The sequence below is a fragment of the Scatolibacter rhodanostii genome, assembly GCF_900197595.1.
In the GTDB taxonomy this organism is placed as follows: domain Bacteria; phylum Bacillota; class Clostridia; order Oscillospirales; family Acutalibacteraceae; genus Scatolibacter; species Scatolibacter rhodanostii.
Genome location: NZ_FZLO01000007.1, coordinates 74868 through 95168, shown reverse-complemented (window position 1 = coordinate 95168; position 20301 = coordinate 74868). Strand labels below are relative to the sequence as shown.

At 41.6% G+C, this 20301-nt stretch carries 17 protein-coding genes; 5 read left to right on the top strand and 12 right to left on the bottom strand.

Annotation, left to right across the window (positions count from 1 at the left end; translation table 11 throughout):
* Positions 1–13: 13 nt before the first annotated feature.
* The 7 genes from CS931_RS12125 to CS931_RS12095 form a co-directional block, all read right to left on the bottom strand.
* Positions 14–1294 (bottom strand): dihydroorotase, encoded by a 1281-nt coding sequence (locus CS931_RS12125; protein ID WP_099206150.1) that lies wholly within the window; start codon positions 1292–1294, stop codon positions 14–16.
* Complete coding sequence (locus tag CS931_RS12120) at positions 1291–2088, bottom strand: YdcF family protein (RefSeq protein ID WP_099206149.1); 798 nt, start codon at positions 2086–2088, stop codon at positions 1291–1293. Before CS931_RS12120 ends, CS931_RS12125 begins: the two co-directional genes overlap by 4 nt.
* 155 nt (positions 2089–2243) lie before the next feature.
* Positions 2244–3980 (bottom strand): NADH-dependent [FeFe] hydrogenase, group A6, encoded by a 1737-nt coding sequence (locus CS931_RS12115; protein WP_099206148.1) that lies wholly within the window; start codon positions 3978–3980, stop codon positions 2244–2246.
* 14 nt (positions 3981–3994) lie between these two features.
* The gene (gene nuoF, locus CS931_RS12110; RefSeq protein ID WP_099206147.1) at positions 3995–5785 is read right to left on the bottom strand and encodes an NADH-quinone oxidoreductase subunit NuoF; all 1791 of its coding nucleotides are present in this window, start codon (positions 5783–5785) and stop codon (positions 3995–3997) included.
* 13 nt (positions 5786–5798) lie between these two features.
* On the bottom strand, positions 5799–6170 hold the full coding sequence (locus tag CS931_RS12105) for a (2Fe-2S) ferredoxin domain-containing protein (RefSeq protein WP_099206189.1): 372 nt from the start codon (positions 6168–6170) through the stop codon (positions 5799–5801).
* A 239-nt stretch (positions 6171–6409) separates the two neighbouring features.
* Entirely contained in the window at positions 6410–6973 is a 564-nt protein-coding gene (locus tag CS931_RS12100) for an ATP-binding protein (RefSeq protein ID WP_099206146.1), read from the bottom strand.
* Complete coding sequence (locus CS931_RS12095) at positions 6973–7470, bottom strand: NADH-quinone oxidoreductase subunit NuoE family protein (protein ID WP_099206145.1); 498 nt, start codon at positions 7468–7470, stop codon at positions 6973–6975. Before CS931_RS12095 ends, CS931_RS12100 begins: the two co-directional genes overlap by 1 nt.
* A 547-nt stretch (positions 7471–8017) precedes the next feature.
* On the opposite strand from CS931_RS12095, the gene serC reads away from it, so the two are divergent.
* Together serC and CS931_RS12085 are read left to right on the top strand one after the other, a co-directional pair.
* Positions 8018–9103, top strand: coding sequence for a 3-phosphoserine/phosphohydroxythreonine transaminase (gene serC / locus CS931_RS12090; RefSeq protein ID WP_099206144.1), 1086 nt, complete (start codon positions 8018–8020; stop codon positions 9101–9103).
* The gene (locus CS931_RS12085; protein WP_099206143.1) at positions 9103–10263 is read left to right on the top strand and encodes a phosphoglycerate dehydrogenase; all 1161 of its coding nucleotides are present in this window, start codon (positions 9103–9105) and stop codon (positions 10261–10263) included. Before serC ends, CS931_RS12085 begins: the two co-directional genes overlap by 1 nt.
* Positions 10264–10346: 83 nt before the next feature.
* On the opposite strand, the gene CS931_RS12080 is transcribed toward CS931_RS12085, so the two are convergent.
* Positions 10347–11657, bottom strand: a complete 1311-nt coding sequence (locus tag CS931_RS12080; RefSeq protein ID WP_099206142.1) for an alpha-L-fucosidase — start codon at positions 11655–11657, stop codon at positions 10347–10349.
* 288 nt (positions 11658–11945) lie between these two features.
* Positions 11946–12803 carry a hypothetical protein gene (locus tag CS931_RS12075; RefSeq protein ID WP_099206141.1) on the bottom strand — a complete coding sequence of 286 codons (858 nt, stop codon included), beginning with the start codon at positions 12801–12803 and terminating at the stop codon, positions 11946–11948.
* A 484-nt stretch (positions 12804–13287) separates the two neighbouring features.
* Between CS931_RS12075 and ahpC the strand changes: the two genes are divergently transcribed.
* The 3 genes from ahpC (at position 13288) to CS931_RS12055 (ending at position 16201) form a co-directional block, all read left to right on the top strand.
* Positions 13288–13851, top strand: a complete 564-nt coding sequence (ahpC, locus tag CS931_RS12065; protein WP_099206139.1) for an alkyl hydroperoxide reductase subunit C — start codon at positions 13288–13290, stop codon at positions 13849–13851.
* Positions 13852–13942: 91 nt separating this feature from the next.
* Positions 13943–15592: an FAD-dependent oxidoreductase gene (locus CS931_RS12060; protein WP_099206138.1), complete on the top strand. Its 1650-nt coding sequence runs from the start codon at positions 13943–13945 to the stop codon at positions 15590–15592.
* 105 nt (positions 15593–15697) lie between these two features.
* Positions 15698–16201 (top strand): superoxide dismutase family protein, encoded by a 504-nt coding sequence (locus CS931_RS12055; protein WP_242964993.1) that lies wholly within the window; start codon positions 15698–15700, stop codon positions 16199–16201.
* Positions 16202–16370: 169 nt separating this feature from the next.
* On the opposite strand, the gene CS931_RS12050 is transcribed toward CS931_RS12055, so the two are convergent.
* The 3 genes from CS931_RS12050 to preA all read right to left on the bottom strand — a co-directional run bounded on the left by CS931_RS12050 (position 16371) and on the right by preA (position 20287).
* Positions 16371–17099 (bottom strand): ThuA domain-containing protein, encoded by a 729-nt coding sequence (locus CS931_RS12050; RefSeq protein ID WP_099206137.1) that lies wholly within the window; start codon positions 17097–17099, stop codon positions 16371–16373.
* Between the two features lie 331 nt (positions 17100–17430).
* Positions 17431–18660, bottom strand: a complete 1230-nt coding sequence (locus tag CS931_RS12045; protein WP_099206136.1) for a Zn-dependent hydrolase — start codon at positions 18658–18660, stop codon at positions 17431–17433.
* A 106-nt stretch (positions 18661–18766) separates the two neighbouring features.
* Positions 18767–20287 carry an NAD-dependent dihydropyrimidine dehydrogenase subunit PreA gene (preA, locus tag CS931_RS12040; RefSeq protein ID WP_242964992.1) on the bottom strand — a complete coding sequence of 507 codons (1521 nt, stop codon included), beginning with the start codon at positions 20285–20287 and terminating at the stop codon, positions 18767–18769.
* Positions 20288–20301: the final 14 nt, after the last annotated feature.

Genomic DNA, 20301 nt, shown 5'->3' with positions numbered 1-20301 from the left:
TCTTGAGACGGCTTTATTCTGCTGTGTCTTGATAGACTTTTCTTCCTTTAAAAAAGGTATATTTCACTTTGCCTTTTAGCTTCATGCCTTTAAAAGGTGTATTTTTGCTCTTGCCATGTAATTTATTTTCATCGACAATCCATTGCTCATTCGGGTCAAACAGCACAAGGTTGGCAAGTCCTCCCACCTTGATTTCTCCTGCGTCTATATTCATGATTTTAGCAGGATTCACACTCATTTTGCGAATAATATCAGGAATTTTCAGCACACCGTCCATCGCAGTAATGGTAGCGGCGAGCGAAGTTTCCATGCCGATTGAACCGTTAGGAGAATGCATAAAGTCTGCTTTTTCTTCTGGCGTATGAGGGGCATGGTCGGTGGCGATTGCATCAATCGTACCGTCTTTTAAAGCAGCAATCAGTGCTTTTCTGTCTTCCTCTGTTCGCAGCGGCGGATTCATTTTATAATCCGCATCTTTTTTGAGGATTTCTTCTTCTGTCAGCAGCAAGTAATGCGGTGCCGTTTCTGCTGTAATGGGCAAACCTCTGCGCTTTGCATCACGAATAATATCGACTGAGCCTTTCGTACTAACATGGCAAATATGAAGCGGTGCTTCAATGGCAGCGGCAGCGGCGATTTCTCTGGCTGTTCCACAGTCTTCAACAGCACGGTGATTGCCCAAAAGCCCCAGCTCTTTTGAAACGGTTCCCTCGTTGATACAAATGTCACCGATAGCTGTTAAATCTTCGCAGTGAGAAACGACAATCATGCCAAGCTCTTGTGCTTCTTGCAAGGCTTGCATGAGGTGACGAGTACTCAGCACAGGACGCCCATCGTCGCTCAGCGCAACTGCTCCGGCTTTTTTCAGTGCCTGAAAATCACAAATTTTCTGACCCTTGATTCCTTTTGTAATGCAGGCTGTCGTGTAGACTTCTGCATCTGCATTTTTAGCCTGATTTAAGATATATTTCACAGTTTTAGCAGAATCAACAGCGGGATTGGTATTTGGCATGGCGAGCAGTGCTGTTACCCCACCTGCTGCCGCTGCACGGCAACCGGACTGAATATCTTCTTTGTCTGTATAACCGGGATCACGCAAATGAACATGCATATCAACAAGCCCAGGTGCGGCAATAAAATGATTGGCATCGATAATGAAATCTGCTTTTGTAACATACGAAAACAAATCGTCTCCGATGGCCTCAATTCTTTCGCCGTCTATAAAGATGTCGCCCACAAAATCCTCATTTTTAATTGGATTCACAATGCGTGCTCTTTTGATTAATACGCTCATTTGCTTGTCCCTCCTAAGAATAATTCTTCTAATTTCCATTTGGTTAAGGATAACAGTTCTCTGCCATAATATGTCGGTAGCATTCTTGGGTCTGTCTTTGACGGCAAACTATAAGCCGTGAAGCCTGCACTTTCTGCCAGTTTAAGAGAACGATACATATGAAAGCCTTGGGTCACAACGGCAATTTCGTTGCCCAACTCATTCTCTCTTGCAATTTCTGCTGATAAATCCATATTTTGGCGAGTGTTGTGCGATTGGTCTTCCATAAAGATTCTTGTTTCATCAACACCCATTTTTATAAGAGCTTTTTTCTCAGCCAAAGCTTCGGCAAAGGGTTCGTTGTCGCCTTGTCCGCCTGTTGTGATACAGTTGGCTTCGGCGTTTTCTTCTAAGTATTGATAGGCTCTATCTACACGCTGTTTCAGGCTCAAGCTCATCTTGCCGTCTTCATAAATGCGTGCACCTAGAATGATGACATTGGTGTTTTCAGGGGGTTTTCGATTGGCGGCAGAAAGCATTAAAAAGGTAAGATATCCCGCCCAAAGCATTCCCGATACAAAGAAAAAGGCAAGCAGCCTAATTAACACCGTTTTCCACCCTCCTATTTTGTTTATTGGGGGATAAACCCACAGAAGAACAATTCCCAATACGCACACAAATACCCCAAAAACTGTCCCCGAACCCAAAAATCCTGTTGTGAGAAGGGGAATCATAAACCAAATCATAATGGCAGACAATATACCCCCTGCTATTACACGCAGAATACTTCCCACTTTCTTCTTTTGCAATTCCATCTCTTACTGTCCCTTTAATTCTTTTATTGTGTCCCATTGCGTTTTGACTATTATACAATAAAGTGGCTCTATAAGACAACCGTTAATGCCCAATCCCGCAAAAAATCCCCTATCAGCCTAAAAAAGAACGGCCAATAAGGGATTTTACATTGATATTACTTGCTTCTCTTTACATAAGTGGTGTGCAGAACTTCATGTGCCACATGTCCACCAGGTTCACCCAAAAATTCTTCATAACATTGTTTGAGAACAGGATTGTGATGACTCTTGCGAACTGTTTGCACCTTATCATGCTCATAAAGAGCTTTTGCTCTCAGTGCTTTGAGGTCATATTCAGCATGAACAGATGCAGGCTGAATAGGCATTCCACCGCCATTAACACAACCACCCGGACAACACATCACTTCAATAAAGTGATACTCTTTTTCACCGCTTCTCACTTTTTCAAGCAGTGCATTGGCATTTTCAAGACCACTGACAACGGCGACTTTGACTTCTATGCCTGCTACATTATAAGTGGCTTCTTTCAGTGCTTTTGTGCCGCGAATTTCATTATATTCAATGGCTTCAAGCTCTTTGCCTTCAAGAATATCAGCAGCTGTGCGAAGTGCTGCTTCCATAACACCGCCGGTTGCACCAAAAATCATGCCAGCACCTGTTGAAACGCCCATAGCATGGTCAAACTCTTCTTTAGGCAGTCTATTAAAGCTCAGCTGTGTCATTTTTATCATGTCAGCAAGCTCACGAGTGGTAATGGAATAGTCCACATCGGGAACCCCTGCGGCACTCTGATTGTCACGGGCTATTTCAAACTTTTTAGCCGTACAAGGCATGACAGAAACAGAAACAATCTTTTCAGGGTCGATTCCCTCTTTTTGTGCATACCATGTTTTAATGAGCGCCCCTGTCATTTGCTGAGGTGATTTACAGCTTGACAGGTTCTCCACCATATCAGGGAAATAGTGCTCACAAAATTTAACCCAACCGGGAGAGCAAGACGTAATCATCGGCAGTTTTCCACCAGTTTTTACTCTATGAATAAATTCGCTGGCTTCTTCCATAATGGTCATATCCGCACCAAAGGTAGTGTCAAACACTTTGTCAAAACCTAGCCTGCGCAGAGCAGCAACCATTTGGCCTTCTACATTCGTGCCGATGGGCAAGCCAAATTCTTCTCCCAAACCGGCACGAACAGACGGAGCAACCTGTACAACCACATGCTTATCAGGGTCATTGATGGCGTCGATTACCGGCTGAATATTACTCTTTTCAGTCAGCGCACCTGTTGGGCAGCTGATAATACACTGACCGCACGCCACACAGGCAACCTCATTGAGTTTCATTTCAAAGGCACAGCCAATTTGGGTGTCAAAGCCACGATTGTTCGTGCCAATGACAGCAACCGCTTGATTTTGGCAAGCCGAAACGCAGCGACGGCAAAGAATACATTTTGAATTGTTTCTTTCCAGATAAGCAGTCGAAGCATCATATTTGGCTGGGGGCATATCGCCGGCAAAGCGATTTTCATTGTCGATTCCCATATCACTGCAAAGCTTTTGCAATTCACAATTTCCGCTTCTTTTGCAAGAAAGACATTTTTTATTGTGAATGGAGAGCAATAGCTCAAGGGTCATCTTACGAGATTGCTGTACCTTAGGTGTGTTGGTGAATACTTCCATGCCTTCGTTTACAGGGTAAACACAGGCAGCCATCAAAGAACGGGCTCCCTTGATTTCGACCATACACATACGACAAGCGCCAATTTCGTTGATTTCTTTTAAATAGCAAAGGGTAGGAATGTCAATACCGGCTTCTCTAGCTGCTTCAAGCACAGTCGATTTTGCCGGAACTCGATAAGACAACCCATTGATTTTTATCGTTACCATATCCATTTTCATTACCTCACTTATCTCTTCACAACTGCGCTGAACTTACATTTATCCATGCAAACGCCGCATTTAATACACTTATCTTTGTCAATTTCATGCGGTTTTTTGACTGATCCGGCAATGGCATCCACCGGGCAGTTTCTGGCACAAAGTGTACAGCCAATACACTTGTCAACCATAATATAATAGGTTGTAAGAGATTTACACTGACCTGCCGGGCAGCGTTTCTCTTTGACGTGTGCTTCATATTCATCACGGAAGTATTTGAGCGTAGAAAGAACAGGGTTAGGGGCAGTCTGTCCCAAACCGCAAAGTGAGTTCTCTTTAATGTAATAGCAAAGCTCTTCCAGTCGGTCAAGGTCACGCATTGTGGCTTTGCCTTCTGTAATTTTTTCAAGTATCTCAAGCATTCTTTTGGTGCCAACACGACAGGGCGTACATTTGCCGCAAGATTCTTCGACTGTAAACTCAAGAAAGAACTTGGCAATGTCGACCATACAGGTCGTTTCGTCCATGACAATCAGACCGCCTGAACCCATCATAGAACCAATGGCAAGCAGATTATCAAAATCAATCTTTGTGTCAATTAAAGAGGCCGGTATACAGCCGCCGGAAGGGCCGCCTGTCTGTGCCGCTTTAAAGGTATGTCCGTCCGGAACACCACCGCCGATTTCATCCACGACTTCACGTAGAGTAGTTCCCATAGGTACTTCTACCAGTCCTGTATTGGTAATTTTTCCGCCCAAAGCAAACACTTTTGTGCCGGAAGATTTTTCTGTTCCGATCGATTTAAACCAATCTGCACCTTTTAAAATAATCTGTGGGATATTCGAATAGGTTTCCACATTGTTCAGAACGGTTGGTTTACCAAACAGACCTTTTACAGCTGGATAGGGAGGGCGATATCTCGGCTCACCGCGTTTGCCCTCAATGGAAGTCATCAACGCTGTTTCTTCACCGCAGACAAACGCACCTGCTCCCAAACGGATATCCAAATCAAAATCAAAACCTGAATCAAATATGTTTTTGCCCAAAAGGCCATATTCTCTCGCTTGATCAATCGCAATTTGCAGTCTGTGAACAGCAATTGGATATTCGGCTCTTATGTAAACAAAGCCCTGTGTCGCACCAATGGCATAACCCGCAATCGCCATGGCCTCAATGACACTGTGCGGATCGCCCTCCAAAACGGAACGATCCATAAAAGCACCTGGGTCACCCTCGTCAGCGTTACAGCAAACATATTTCTGATCCGCTTCATTGACAGCAGCCAGTGCCCATTTTCTGCCTGTTGGGAAACCCGCGCCGCCCCGGCCCCTCAGGCCTGAAGCCAGCATTTCGTCAATAACTTCTTGTGAAGTCATTTCTGTGAGTGCCTTGCCCAATGCAGCATAACCATCCAGTGCAATGTATTCTTCAATATCTTCAGGGTTAATGACACCGCAGTTGCGTAGAGAAATACGCATTTGTTTCTTATAAAAATTCGTTTCATTCAGTGATTTAATCTCACCGTTTTCTGACACTGTTTCCTGATATAAAAGTCGAGTTACAATTCTACCTTTAACCAAATGCTCTGAAACAATTTCAGAGATATCTTCAGGGGTAACACGGCTGTAAAAAGCCCCTTCGGGATAAACAATCATAATTGGGCCTAGTGCACAAAGGCCGAAACAACCTGTTCTGATTACACCAACTTCTTCAGAAAGCCCTTGAGCGGCAATTTCACTCTTTAATTTTTCAATAATTACCTCGCTGTTAGAGGACGTGCAACCGGTTCCTCCGCAAACGAGTACATTAGAACGATACATACACATTTCCTCCTTATTGTCTGGCTGCGCCGATGGTGTATTCTGTCACTATATTTCCACCGATAATATGGTCTTCTACAATTTTCTTTGCCATTTCGGGGGTTACTTTGACATAAGTGACTTTTTCTTTGCCTGCTGATATGACCTCAACCACGGGTTCATATTGACAGTCTCCCATACAACCTGTTTGCGTTGCCATTACATTTTGAATCTCACGCTTTGCCAGCTCTTCAACAAAAACAGTGAGTACCGGTCTGGCCCCTGCGGCTATCCCACATGTTGCCATTCCTACGAGGATTTTTGTTTCTGCTTCTGCATGCTCACGAATCTCCACACTCCGGCGGACCTTGTCTTTGATTGCTTTTAGTTCAGCTAAAGTCTTCACAATGATCACCATGCTCTCCTAGCGGTCATTTTTGCCGCTAACATATTTCCTTTTCGAGAACGATTCATACATTTTGGCAGAACAATAGAATTTTAATTTCTGCACCGTTTTCTCTCATTTTCAACCACGAAACAAGAGCAAATGCTTTTAAAACCAAAAAATATGCCTTGCCAACATTTTTTATTTTCAGTTTTTGCGCACCTCTTCGGAGCATTTCTTAAAATCAAAATATTCAGTTTTCAAGTTTCCAAGTCATTTTCCATTTCCTTCAGTTCATTTTTGAGCCATAAAACAACATCCGGATAGGAGAGCGAAATTTCTTCTCCCAAAACTTGTTTCAGTTCCCTTGTATCCACGAGGGATTTTTTATTTTCTATTTCATTTTCCTTGCAAACTCTTCTTTCAAACACAAAATCTAATGCAGGGTTTGCTGTAATTAAAAGAAGAATGACGGCATTTATATCTCCTAACGAAAGCATATTCATACTTTCCGTATGAAATAAAGCCGATACTGTTGTACCCTTTCCCAGTGCTGAATCAACCCTTATCTTTCCGCCCGTGTTTTCTGCTTGTTTTTTTAAAAGCGGAACACCTAAGCCTATGTTACGTGTTGTTCGAGTTGTATAAAAAGGGTCTGTCACGAGCTGTACTTGCTGCGCTGTCATTCCTATTCCGTCATCACAAACTTCAACCAATAGTGTGTGATAATGAATATTTTCTTCTATCGTTATGTACATCAAGTTTGCTTTTGCAGCAATTGAATTCTGCACGATATCCATAATATGCAGCGCCAATTCCTGCATTATCCTGCGTACTTGGCAAGAATGCCCTCAATATCTTCAGGAACCAATCTGCCGTAAACATCCTCATTTACTGTGAGAACAGGTGCTAGGCCGCAAGCCCCGATACAGCGACACGCTGTGAGTGAAAACTTGCCGTCTTGTGTGCACTCCTCAGGTTTAATCCCCAATTTTTCAATCAGTTTCTCAATCAATTTGTCTGCGCCTTTGACATAACAGGCTGTTCCCAAACATACTGAAACATGATATTGTCCTTTGGGTGTGAGCGAAAACTGAGAATAAAAAGTAGAAACACTATACACTTCTTCTAGTGGTACATCCAATCCATTCGCAATTTTCCGCTGTACTTCAAGGGGCAGATAGCCATAAATATCCTGCGCATGATGAAGCGCAGGCATTACAGCACCATCTTGTCCTTTTAGCCCCTGAATTACGGCGTCTAGTTTTTCTGCTTGTTCAGGTGTGTCATTGAACGGCAAAGTACTAATACGCTTTTGCATCATTCTTCCTCCTATACATATAGTCTCCCTGTCATTTGCCATGCTATATATCTACCATTCAAAATGATATTTAGCGAATGACGGTTTGTTATAAATATAACAAAAAATATAACAAAAATAATTCTAATAAATAATTATAAAGTGATACTTTTGACAAAATAAGCAAAAAAATTTAGTGATTTATAATAGTTTTTACTTTATTTTTTCTAAACAAACACTTTTCATTGTTTTACTTCCTATTTTTGTCAATTCTAACTCTTTTTAGAATACTTTGTATTTTCTAATTATTTCTAAATTATTTTTTATTTCTTAAAACTTAAAGCAATTTAATCCAATCTTTATATATTCATTATGCAAATAATCTATAATTATTAAACTTATTTTCAGATTCATGTGAGTATTATCTTTTTAATAAGTTAATGTGTTAATCTTATAAATTTAAGCGCGCATTTTGTCAATTATAACTTGCTTTTCGCCGGGGCTGGGGCTATAATAAATTTTATGAATTGATAGTTATTTATCAAAATCTTTATCTGGAGGTACCACTATGAAACGTGTCTATAACTTCTCTGCCGGCCCATCTATGCTGCCGGAAACCGTTCTTGAAAAAGCTGCTGCTGAAATGCTTGACTATGAAGGCAGCGGACAATCGGTGATGGAGATGTCACATCGATCTAAGGTGTATGACGCCATTATCAAGGACGCAGAAAAACTACTTAGAGAAGTCATGCAAATTCCCGACAACTATAAAGTTCTGTTTATGCAGGGTGGTGCTTCCTCCCAATTCGCTATGATTCCCATGAATTTGATGACAAAATCAGGCAAAGCAGACTATATTCTTTCTGGCCAATTCTCAACTAAAGCTTATCAAGAAGCTTGTAAATATGGTGATTGCAAGGTGATTGCCACCTCAAAGCCTGACAACTTTTCTCATATTCCTACATGGGATAAAAATGAATTTAGAGCAGATGCTGACTATTTTCACATCTGCATGAATAATACAATCTATGGCACACTGTTCCATGAACTACCCGACACTGGTGATGTGCCTCTAGTGGCCGATATTTCTTCCTGCATTTTAAGCCAACCGATTGATGTTTCTAAATTCGGCCTTCTCTATGCCGGTGCACAAAAAAATGTCGCTCCTGCCGGTTTAACCATTGTCATTATTCGAGAAGATTTAATCGGTGAACCTTTAGACAAAACCCCTTCCATGTTTAACTACAAAATCATTGCTGACAATGATTCTATGTACAACACTCCGCCCTGCTATCCGATTTATATCTGCAAGCTGGTGCTTGAATGGATTCAGAATGAAATTGGCGGACTTGCAAAAATGGGAGAGCGCAATATCAAAAAAGCCAATGTTCTCTATGATTTCTTAGACAACTCCAAACTCTTTAAGGGTTGTGCAGAAAAAGGCAGCCGATCCATTATGAATGCTACTTTTGTAACTGGCGATGCCGATTTAGACGCTAAATTTGTAAAAGCAGCAACAGATGCCGGTTTTGTAAATCTCAAGGGTCACAGAAGCGTCGGCGGAATGAGAGCTTCTATTTATAATGCTATGCCACCTGAGGGCATTGATAAACTAGTCGCCTTAATGAAGCAGTTTGAGGAGGAAAATATCTGATGTATAAAATTCTTTGCTTGAACCAAATCAGCAAAACCGGAACAGATCGTTTCGGCAATGCTTATGAATATTCTACCGAGATGAAAAATGCAGACGGCATTTTAGTGCGCTCTGCTTCTATGCACGACATGGCGTTTAACAGTGAACTCAAAGCAATTGCCCGTGCAGGCGCAGGGGTGAATAATATTCCGATTGACAAATGCACTGAACAGGGTATTGTTGTCTTTAACACCCCGGGTGCCAATGCCAATGCGGTTAAAGAACTCGTAATTGCTTCTTTGTTTTTAACTTCTCGTCGTGTTGCCGCTGCTATGGACTGGGTAAAAACCCTAAAAGGGCAAGGCGCAGAAGTTGGCAAACTGGTGGAAAAAGGAAAAGGCAACTTTGGCGGTCCTGAAATCAAAGGCAAAACACTTGGTGTTATCGGACTGGGCGCAATCGGTATTTTGGTTGCCAATGCCGCCAGAAATCTGGGCATGACCGTCTATGGTTTTGACCCTTATCTCTCTGTTGATGCTGCTTGGAGCCTCTCACATGGTGTTCTCAAAGCAGATTCTATGGATGATATCTTTGCAAAATCTGACTACATCACCTTGCACGTGCCGCTAACCGATGACACCAAAGGCTTAGTTGGCGATGAAAACTTTGCCAAGATGAAAGATGGCGTGCGCATTCTCAATTTTGCCCGAGGTGAGTTGGTTGACTCTAGCGATATGATTAAAGCTTTAGCAACGGGTAAAGTTTCAGCTTATGCTACCGATTTCCCCACGGATGATTTAATTGGTGTGGAAAACGTAATTGCTATCCCCCACTTGGGCGCTTCTACGCCTGAAAGCGAAGATAATTGCGCTGAAATGGCTGTCGATGAAATCAAGGATTACTTAGAAAACGGTAATATTACTCATTCTGTTAACTTGCCTGCTCTTTCTATGCCCCGCATTGAGGGAACACGAATCAGTATTATTCATAAAAACATCCCCAGCACAATCGCTAATCTGACCACCATCTGCGGAAAGGCCAACATTAACATCGAGCATATGCTCAGTAAATCTAAAAAAAGCTATGCTTATACCATTTTGGATGTTAGCGGCGAGGTTTCTGATTCAGCAATTGAAACCATCTCTGCCTTAGATGAAGTCATCCGTATTCGCGTACTTTAATAGAACTTAATTGCATTTTAATAAAAGAACCGCTTTCATTGTATTGAAAGCGGTTCTTTTTCTCTATCTGCCTATAAACTTTTTTATTTTAATGTAATTTCAACAACTGTGTCTTTTTCTTCTGGCAGTGGGTAGCTATCTGCTGTTTTACTGTTCAAAAAGAAGAAGGCATGGTCTGGATATTCTTTTAAGTTCCAATACTCTGCCGAACGAATTTCGCTGCCGTCTTTCAAGAAACGCATTTTATCAATTTGGTTGGCAAGATTGGATAAGCACACAGCGCCTGTTTGCTCCTCAAAAACATGAGCATAAAGCTTTTTGCCATTTTGGGTATATCTTCCCCACTCAGGTTTCTCAAATTCAGCCATACCGCAGCCATAAATGCTGTTAGCATTTTCGCTCATCCACTTTCCGACTTCTTCTAAAATTACAACTGATTCTTCGGGGATTCTACCTTTGGCGTCAGGACCCACATTTAAAAGTAGGTTTCCGTTTTTGCTGACGCAATCCACCAACATATGAACAATCATTTTTGCTGATTTATAATGCTTATCTTCTGCTGCATAACCCCAGTTGTTATTGAGTGTTACACAAGCCTCCCACGGGACAGGATCACCCAGCTCATTGACAATTCCCTTGGGGGGAATCATTTGCTCTGGTGAAGCAAAATCGCCTGCATAAATGGTTGGATTGGCTGTTAAAATAGAGCCGGATTCCTCTCCACTGCCTTCTAAGCGATTATCGGTAATAATATGTGGCTGAAGCTCACGCACCATTTGCATAAATTCAGTGGCTCTCCATTTTTCACCTTGCATATCATTATAAGAGAAGTCAAACCACATAACATCGAGCTTTCCGTAATTGGTCAAAAGTTCTCTTGCCTGTGCGTGCATATAAGTGAGATAGTTGTCAAAATTGTGTTCTTTGCCTTTGAACTCCTCGTTGTCTCGCATAGGATGTTGTTTGTCCCCATAATGAGGAAAATCCGGATGATGCCAATCGATAATCGAAAAATACAGTCCGACTTTGATACCTTCTGCACGGAAAGCTTCTAAGAACTCGGCTACCAAATCTCGACCACAAGGTGTGTTCGTAGATTTAAAATCAGTATATTGAGAATCGAACAGACAAAAACCATCGTGATGTTTGGCTGTTAGCACCGCATATTTCATCCCTGCTTGTTTAGCAAGCTTAGCCCACTTCTTAGGGTCATATTCTTCCGCGGAAAACTCGTGCTGCAACTTGTCATATTCTTCTACCGGTATTCTTTCTACGCTGCGAACCCATTCACCTCTTGCTGGAATCGCATATAGTCCCCAATGGATAAACATACCAAAACGTGACTCTTGATACCACTTTGTTCTTTGGTTTCTTTCTTCTATTCTTTGATTCATAAACAATCCTCCCTTTTGCATTTTCATTATTCATGCACTATTGTTAATAAGAGCATAAACCGTTCTATCTGTCAATGCTTTTTCAGTATTTTGATACCCAAATGAACCAAAATCTTGCATATCCATCTTTTTGTTCATTTCGGTTTTAAGTTAGGTTCGCTTAGTTAGACTTTTCAAAAAAAATTAGCAAAAAAACACCTGAGCGTTCTTCATGATGTTTCACAAAGAGGCTCAGGCATTTTCTAATTGAAAAGTTTTCAATTGGGTGGAACTATTTTTCTTGCTATCTTACTTTTTGCAGTTTAAATTGGGTGAGTTGTTTATATTGCTGTTGTTACCGTTGGGAACGCAGCAATCTTGCTTGCAGGGATAGAAAGCTTCTGTGGGGAAATCAATCGTATCAAAGACTTCGCAAGGGCTGCTTGCAACGGTTGAATTTGTGCTTTCTTTTGTTGGGATGCAGAAATCATATGCCGGAATCAACATTTGTACTTTTCTTGACAGTTGAATGATTGAGAACAAACCGATTGATGCATAGATGGCTTTGCAAGATTCTCCCCATTCAAAGGGACCATACTGGTTGGTGATAATGTCAGGGATGGGGCTGTCATAATCACACCCGCAATGGCAGTGAGGACGGTAGCCGGGATAGACCGGGCAAACTTTAACATGTAGTCCGATCGGGTCGGCAACCTGAACTGTCGCAATCGGTGCATCCGTTCTGTTTAGAGATTCGAGACTCAAGCAATTTTCATCTGAACTAAATGCTTTAGAGCCTGTGCTGACACCGCCGTGCATAATACTTGTTTTATTGAAAATTGCTACGCCGGTAATCGCCGCTACACCTTGGGGGGTGTATACATCTACGCTTACTTCAAGGAAATATGTCATTTCAACTGTGTAGCATCCGGGCTTGAAAGGAACATCTGATACATCGCAGCAAACCGTGATGACTTCTACGCTTCTGATTTTTGCGTCCTTTGCACACTCAAGATATTGCTGTTGTCCGGCAGGGATGAGTACTCTGACGTCTTCCAGGCAGTCTTTATCCGCACACGAATCATATACTCTCATCGTATCAATACAGACAGCCTCTTTGAAATAGTCACCGCCACCGCACACGGGGCCACATCTATTTTCGGCCATGGGAAAATCTCCTCCTTTAGATGAATATTCAAGGAATCCGGGTCGAGCTAATCCGCCCTGATTTTTTCGTGAAAGCAGCAAATCAAAGCTCGCCTTAAGGTTTCTCTTTCATATTCTATGGAAAAATCCAAATTTTGTGCTAAATTACTACCTACAAAACCAAACATTCTTATTCCAAAAAATCAGATGTCTCTTCAATTCTCCTAACTTTTTGAGAATTACCCCTTGCATTTTGATTTGGTCTTGTTTTCTAGTATATGCAACACAGGTTTGTTTGTATATTTTCTGGACATGCGTTTTACAAGAAAATCCTAATTCTATTTTTATTTTACCTTGTCTCTTCTTTAATTCATGAAAATTTAATAAATTAGACATATTTTATTCATCAATAAAATAGAAAAATTAGTATAATAATAATAGTTCTTATTTTTGAGATAAATATTACATTTATATATAACTTTTAAAATTTTAGGAGGAAAAAATTATGTCACTCATTAAAAAACAAGTCAGTCCTTTTAACGTCCAAGCTTATCAGAATGGTGATTTTAGCCCCGTCACCGAAAAAGATTTACAGGGTCACTGGTCGGTGTTTGTTTTCTACCCCGCTGATTTTACCTTTGTTTGTCCTACAGAGCTAGGCGATCTTGCTGATCACTATGATGAATTTAAAAATGTAAATTGTGAAGTCTACTCCATTTCAACTGATTCTCATTTTGTGCATAAACAATGGCATGAGCAATCCGATACTATTGCAAAAATTAAATATCCTATGCTTGCTGACCCCGCTGCAAAGCTAGCACAAGATTTTGAAGTTCTTGTTGAAGCCGATTGGCAGGCACTCCGCGGTAGCTTCATCATCAACCCCGAAGGCGTGATTGTTGCTTATGAAGTCAACGATATGGGCATTGGCCGTAACGCTACTGAACTCTTAAGAAAAGTAAAAGCTGCTCAATTTGTCGCTGAGCATGGTGATCAGGTTTGCCCTGCCAACTGGCAACCAGGTGCTGAAACACTTAAACCTAGCTTTGATTTAATCGGCAAAATCTAAATTCTAAATTTCAGCAGCGGTGTCAGTGAGGCATCGCTGCGTTTCTATACGCTACACGGCTCAATTATTTTTTGAAAAGAGGAGGTTTTTTATGACTGGGAACAATTTATATGATTTAGTGATTATTGGTTCAGGCCCTGCTGGAATTAGTGCCGCTATCTATGCCGGACGTGCCACACTGCGTACTTTGATTATTGATGCAGGCGATTCAGGCGGACAAATTACGATTACTTCTGAGGTTGTTAATTATCCGGGCATTTTATCTGTTTCGGGAGAAGAACTCGGCAAGACTTTTCGTCAGCAAGCTAAAAATTTTGGCGCAGAGTTTTTATCCGCCGAAGTCAAAACACTCGACCTTGACGGTGACATTAAAAAAGTTGTTACCGACAAAGGTGATATCGAAGCGCTCTCTGTCATCGTTGCGACGGGCGCACGCCCCAGAAAATTAGGTTTTCCGGGCGAAAAAGAATATCAAGGCAGAGGAATCGGCTATTGTGCCACCTGTGACGGAGAATTTTTCACTGGTAAGGATATCTTTGTCATCGGTGCCGGATTTGCCGCCGCAGAAGAGGCTATTTTCCTAACACGTTATGCTAAAAAAGTCTATGTAATTGCCCGTGAACCTGCCTTTACCTGTTCACAATCTATTGCAGAAGAAGTATTGCATCACCCAAAAATTGAAGTTCATTTTGAATCTGAAATTCTGTCTGCCTCTGGTGACAGTGTTTTGCGCTCGGCAGAGTTTATTAACAATAAAACCGGTGAAAAATGGTCTTATCAAGTAGAAAACCCAAAAGACACTTTTGGTATCTTTGTCTTCATCGGTTATGAACCTATGAGTGAACTACTCAAAGGCAAGGTCGAGTTGGACCGCTATGGCTATGTGCCAACCAATGATAAATTAGAAACCTCTGCCGCCGGTGTTTATGCGGCTGGCGATTTGCGCCCGAAACAGCTTCGTCAATTGGTCACTGCCGTTTCTGACGGCGCTGTTGCTGCGACCAATGCGGAAATTTACTGTCGTGAGAAAAAGCAGAGCTTAGGAATCACCATTGAAAAAAGCGAGCCGCAAAGTGAAGAAAACACATCGGCTAGTGAATCTTTCTTCTCTGCTGATATTGTAGAAGGTCTTAAACCGGTTTTTGACCGTCTGACCGACAAAGTGACGCTCGTTCAAATTGATGGCGGTGACAGTGCCATTTCTGCCGAGCAAAAGTCATTTGTACAGGATATCGCTAAGCTGACTGACAAAATTGATATCAAGCTTTTGCAAGCCGGTGAGAATGTTGAACTAGAAAAACAAGTCCACGCTGATATTTTCCCGCTTATTACACTTCTCAAATCAGATGGCACGCCTGTTGGTATTACCTACCATGCCGTGCCCGGTGGACACGAATTTAATTCCTTTATTTTGGCTCTCTATAATACAGGTAGTGCCGGACAGCCAATGGAAGACTCAATGAAAGAGAAAATTCTTTCTATTGCCAACCCTGTGCATGTACAAGTTGGCGTTACCCTTTCTTGTACCATGTGCCCTGATGTTGTGCAGGCTCTACAGCAAATTGCCGCCAAGAACAGCAACGTGGTAATGAATATTGTTGATGTGAGCAAATTTGCCGACTTTAAAGATGAATATAACATCATGAGTGTGCCGGCTGTGGTTATTAACCAATCTGATGTTGTGTTCGGTAAAAAAGACATGTCCGAACTAACCTCTATCCTTTTACAGCATACAAGATAAACAATTGTTTTTCCTCTTATAGGGGACCTGTTTTGAACAGGTCCTTTTCTCTTTTCACTCCTTTTCGAAAACAGAATATAATAGTGAAAAGGCAGGTGACGAGCTTTGAACTTTATCTTTGGTTCTAAAAGCCGCAAATATTTAGAAATTATGCTGCGTCAAAAACCCAATGCAGTTGCTGACGTATCCGGTATTCCTTCTCATCGCAAAATCAAGGGGACTGTCGCCTTTTTTCAAACAGATGAAGGTGTATTAGTACGTGCCGAATTTTCAGGACTTCCTAGTCGCTCCGGAAAGTGCGGCGGTGAATTTTTGGGATTTCATATTCACGAAGGCAAAACTTGTACAGGAAATAGGGAAGACCCTTTAGCGGACACAAAAAGGCACTATAACCCCAATCACTGTGAACACCCTTACCACGCTGGTGACTTACCGCCCTTGCTCTCAAATGGTGGTCACGCTTTTATGACTGTTCTAACCAATCGTTTTACCGTAAAAGATGTTCTTGGACGCACGGTTGTCGTACACAGTCATGCTGATGATTTCCACACACAGCCCTCTGGAGATTCTGGCGCAAAAATTGCTTGCGGTGTAATTCGGTGCAGTTAAAGCACTTCTATTTGCTGCAATATGATTCGAATTCATAGCCTAAACCAAATTGCAAAAAATTATTTGGCAGCTTTACAAAACAAAAACTGGCCTATCGTAAATTTAAAACGATAAACCAGTTTTTACTTTTATAAGACAAGAAATAGATGTTAGATTTTTTCCTTACTTTTTACATATCTTTTGTGGGTGTTGTGTAATGACCGTAGACAATCTCAGGGCTGGCAACTGGTTTTGCCCAGTTCACAGCATTCACAATGACCTGCTGAATCTGCGGATTATAATAAATAGGATAGGCTTCATGTCCCGGCTTAAAATAGAAAATTCTACCTTTACCGCGGTTGAAGCAGCAACCGCTTCTAAAAACTTCGCCGCCTGAAAACCAGCTGATAAAAATAAGTTCATCTGGTTGTGGAATCAAAAAGTGCTCGCCATATGTTTCTTCTTGCTCTAAAATAATTTTTTCAGGTAACCCGTTCATAATGGGATGAGAAGGATTAACGCCCCAAAGAATTTCTTTTTCTCCGTTTTCACGCCACTTTAAGCACTCTGAATCCGTGCCGCAGATTTTTTTAAATATCTTGGAGGCATGACCTGAATGTAGCACAATCAAGCCCATTCCTCTTTTTGTCACATGGTCATGCACACGCTGAACGATTTCATCATCAACCTTATCATGCGCAATATGTCCCCACCAAATTAATACATCTGTGTCCGCCAAAACTTCTTCAGTAAGCCCATGTTCAGGCATACGCAAAGTTGCTGTTTTGGTAGACATACCCGCTTCCTCCAAAAATTCTGCGATGCAATTATGAATTCCTTTGGGATAAATGGCAGCAATTTCCTCACTCAATACTTCGTGCAAATATTCGTTCCATACGGTTACCTTTGTCTGTTGCATTTTAATCCTCCTTAAAAGAACTTCTAATAAATTCTCATTGTTCTATTTGCACACCTAAAACAAATGTATATCTTCAAAGTTTGAGATATGCCAATATGACTTAACATCAGTTTATAACAGGCAGACATTTTTGTCCAGTGGAGAATTACAATTTACAAGTTGATTTTTTGTGTTTCTATTTTTGTTTTATAAACACCTTAATTTTACTACTAAAACCCTACTCTTTATTTTTGCTTAATAAAGACAAAAAATAAGCGAGAATGTTTCTTTTCATACAAACATTTTCGCTTATCGGTCCATGACAAAAAGATTTTATTTCATTGAGAAAAGCTTACATCTCGCGGTCAATTGTCAGAAGTGTTTCTAAAAGGACATTAACCCCTTTTAAACAACTCTCTACAGGTGTATATTCAAGCTCACAATGACTGTGTCCTTTTTCGCTGGGAACAAAAATCATGGTAGTTGGAATAACATCTGCCACATACTGTGCATCGTGTCCGGGGCCGCTGTACATGCGCTTGCTAGTATAACCGTATTGCTCTGCCCCATTTTCTACATAGTTGACCAATTCAGAATTAAAGGCAACCGATCTTCTTGTCCAGGCTTCTTCATATTTCACTTGACAGCGTTCTACTTCTGCAGGGATTTTCTGAATAATCTCTAAGACTTCTGCAATCACAGCCGGATTTTGATGTCTGGCATCTAATGTAAATTTGACTTCATCAGGAATAATGGTATGGATATTGGGATGAGCCGAAATTTTACCCGTAGTATAAACCAGTTTTTCGTCTAGCTTATCAAATTCATCATGCAGATACTGAATGGTTTTAGCGGCAGCATAAAGCGCATCATGGCGATATTTCATTGGTGTTGTTCCTGCATGATCAGCTTGACCGGTAAATGTAAATTCATAGTTAATCATGCCGCATACACCTTCTACAATACCGATGTCATAGTTCTCTGCTTCAAGAACAGGACCTTGCTCGATATGAAGTTCTACCAGTGCCGCATATTTCTCGGGTGTTAATCGATTTTTCACTTCTCCCTCAAAACCGCTTTCTTTAAGCGCCTGACCAAAGGTATATCCGGGTATATCTTTAGCTTCAGAAGCCAGCATCGTTTCTTTTTCAAACTTACCGCAGATTACGCCAGACGACATCATGGCAGGCTCAAATCTTGCTCCCTCTTCGTTTGTCCACACGACTACCGTAATGGGATGTCTATGCGGAATCTTTTCTGTGACAATGGTTTCGGCAACTTCCATCGCAGAAAGCACCCCTAAAATTCCGTCATAGTTTCCACCTTGCTTGACAGAATCCATATGAGAACCCGTGATAATAGAGGGGAGATTCTCTGAACCTGCGATGGTTGCATACATATTGGCCATATCGTCGGTAACAATGACAGCACCCAGCGCAGACATTCTTTTTTCAAATTCTTTGCGGGCAACCAGTGCTTCTGGCGACAATGAAAATCTTGTGATACCGCCCCTGCCTGTATCACCAAATTTTGAAAATGTTTTAATCTTATCTTCTAAGCGTTCTGCACTACATGATACCATGATTCTTACCTCTTTCCTTATATATCGCTTGCTTTATCTACTTGAGCAAGTTGCCGATCCAGTTTTCAGCCGCTTGCTCCCTCTATTCTCCTAAAGCCGTTTTGCATTAAGAAGCCGCTTCGTTTCGCTTTTTCTTAACACGTGTTCCTGGCAATATTGCCTTGACAGGACAGACCACCGCACATAGATGACAGCCCACACATTTTGAAGCATTCATCACAGGTTTTCCATCATTATCATTCTGTGTCAATGCTTGATGACCGCCATCATAACAGGAAAGTACACATCTGCCGCACCCAACGCAAGCAGTCCTGTTAAAGCGAGGATAGCATATGCTGTCCCTCTCCAATTTTTCTGTTGACACAATCTGCGGTAACGCCTTACCGACCAATTCCCCAACGGACGAAAAACCGCTTTCTGCCAGATAGATTTTCATTCCCTCTATTAAATCATCAATAATACGATAGCCATACTGCATAACCGAAGTCGTGATTTGGATATTCTCGCAGCCCATAGCGATAAATTCTGCAGCGTCACGCCATGTTTCTATTCCACCCATACCACTGACAGGAACGTTTGCAATCGGCTCACAAGCCTTTAGGTTTTGAATAAATCGCAAAGCAATTGGTTTAACTGCTTTTCCTGAATAACCACCTACACTAGTTACTCCATTGACATCAGGGCCTGATGAAAAGCTGGAAAGATTAACATTCATAATACTCTTAATTGTATTGATAGCTGCAATTCCATCTGCTCCTGCTTTCACCGCTGCCATAGCCGGAATTTCCATGTTGCCGATATTGGGTGTCATTTTGGCTAGAATCGGAAGCGACGTTCCTTTTCGAACCGCTGCTGTATATTCTGCCACTAGCTCTGGGTTTTGCCCTACATCTGACCCCAGACCGTCCTCAGCCATATGCGGACAAGAGAAATTACACTCAATGATGTCTGCGCCTGCCTCTGTCACGGCACGGGCAAGCATCTCCCATTCGCCCAAATTCCTGCCCATAATCGAAGCGACAATAATTTTTGCAGGATAATTTTGTTTCAATTTTTTTAAGTAACCCAAATTGTCATGCAGCGAAGAATCTGATATCTGTTCTATATTTTTGAATCCAACAAACGGGACAGATTCCTTGTGCATAGCATCAAAACGTGGTGAAACCTCATCCGGTACAAAAGCGCCAATTGTTTTAAATGCAACCCCACTCCAACCCATGTCAAATGCCTTGGCGACCATTTCATAATTACTGCCCACAACGGAGGACGACAGGAAAAATGGATTTTCACAAGAAACGCCGCAAAAGTCAATTGACAAATCAATATCTGTCAAAACAGGTGCTTCATTCATAGAAATGGCTTCTAACAGATTGGGAATATCCACAGGATTTCCAATTTTACCTTTTAGGCAAGACGATAGACACTCCTGTGTTTCGCAGGTCAGACAAGAAAGCTCTTGCGGCAGTTTAGCCGCAGCTCCCTTTGTATTTTCAAATCGAGCCGAACGAATTACGCTGTCTACCGCTAATCCATACGGACAAGCTTTCGTACAGGGTGCATTCTCACATAAAAAACAACCTGCTGATTCTTGCGGAATAATTAATTCCTGATAGGCTGTAGACTTCAATTCAGTCCCCTCCT

What these genes read in the sequence shown, in the direction of transcription:
- CS931_RS12125 (WP_099206150.1), bottom strand. Translation starts at nt 1,294, where the DNA reads ATGAGCGTATTAATCAAAAGAGCACGCATTGTGAATCCAATTAAAAAT.
- CS931_RS12120 (WP_099206149.1), bottom strand. Translation starts at nt 2,088, where the DNA reads ATGGAATTGCAAAAGAAGAAAGTGGGAAGTATTCTGCGTGTAATAGCA.
- CS931_RS12115 (WP_099206148.1), bottom strand. Translation starts at nt 3,980, where the DNA reads ATGGATATGGTAACGATAAAAATCAATGGGTTGTCTTATCGAGTTCCG.
- nuoF (WP_099206147.1), bottom strand. Translation starts at nt 5,785, where the DNA reads ATGTATCGTTCTAATGTACTCGTTTGCGGAGGAACCGGTTGCACGTCC.
- CS931_RS12100 (WP_099206146.1), bottom strand. Translation starts at nt 6,973, where the DNA reads ATGCAGGAATTGGCGCTGCATATTATGGATATCGTGCAGAATTCAATT.
- CS931_RS12095 (WP_099206145.1), bottom strand. Translation starts at nt 7,470, where the DNA reads ATGCAAAAGCGTATTAGTACTTTGCCGTTCAATGACACACCTGAACAA.
- serC (WP_099206144.1), top strand. Translation starts at nt 8,018, where the DNA reads ATGAAACGTGTCTATAACTTCTCTGCCGGCCCATCTATGCTGCCGGAA.
- CS931_RS12085 (WP_099206143.1), top strand. Translation starts at nt 9,103, where the DNA reads ATGTATAAAATTCTTTGCTTGAACCAAATCAGCAAAACCGGAACAGAT.
- CS931_RS12080 (WP_099206142.1), bottom strand. Translation starts at nt 11,657, where the DNA reads ATGAATCAAAGAATAGAAGAAAGAAACCAAAGAACAAAGTGGTATCAA.
- CS931_RS12075 (WP_099206141.1), bottom strand. Translation starts at nt 12,803, where the DNA reads ATGGCCGAAAATAGATGTGGCCCCGTGTGCGGTGGCGGTGACTATTTC.
- ahpC (WP_099206139.1), top strand. Translation starts at nt 13,288, where the DNA reads ATGTCACTCATTAAAAAACAAGTCAGTCCTTTTAACGTCCAAGCTTAT.
- CS931_RS12060 (WP_099206138.1), top strand. Translation starts at nt 13,943, where the DNA reads ATGACTGGGAACAATTTATATGATTTAGTGATTATTGGTTCAGGCCCT.
- CS931_RS12050 (WP_099206137.1), bottom strand. Translation starts at nt 17,099, where the DNA reads ATGCAACAGACAAAGGTAACCGTATGGAACGAATATTTGCACGAAGTA.
- CS931_RS12045 (WP_099206136.1), bottom strand. Translation starts at nt 18,660, where the DNA reads ATGGTATCATGTAGTGCAGAACGCTTAGAAGATAAGATTAAAACATTT.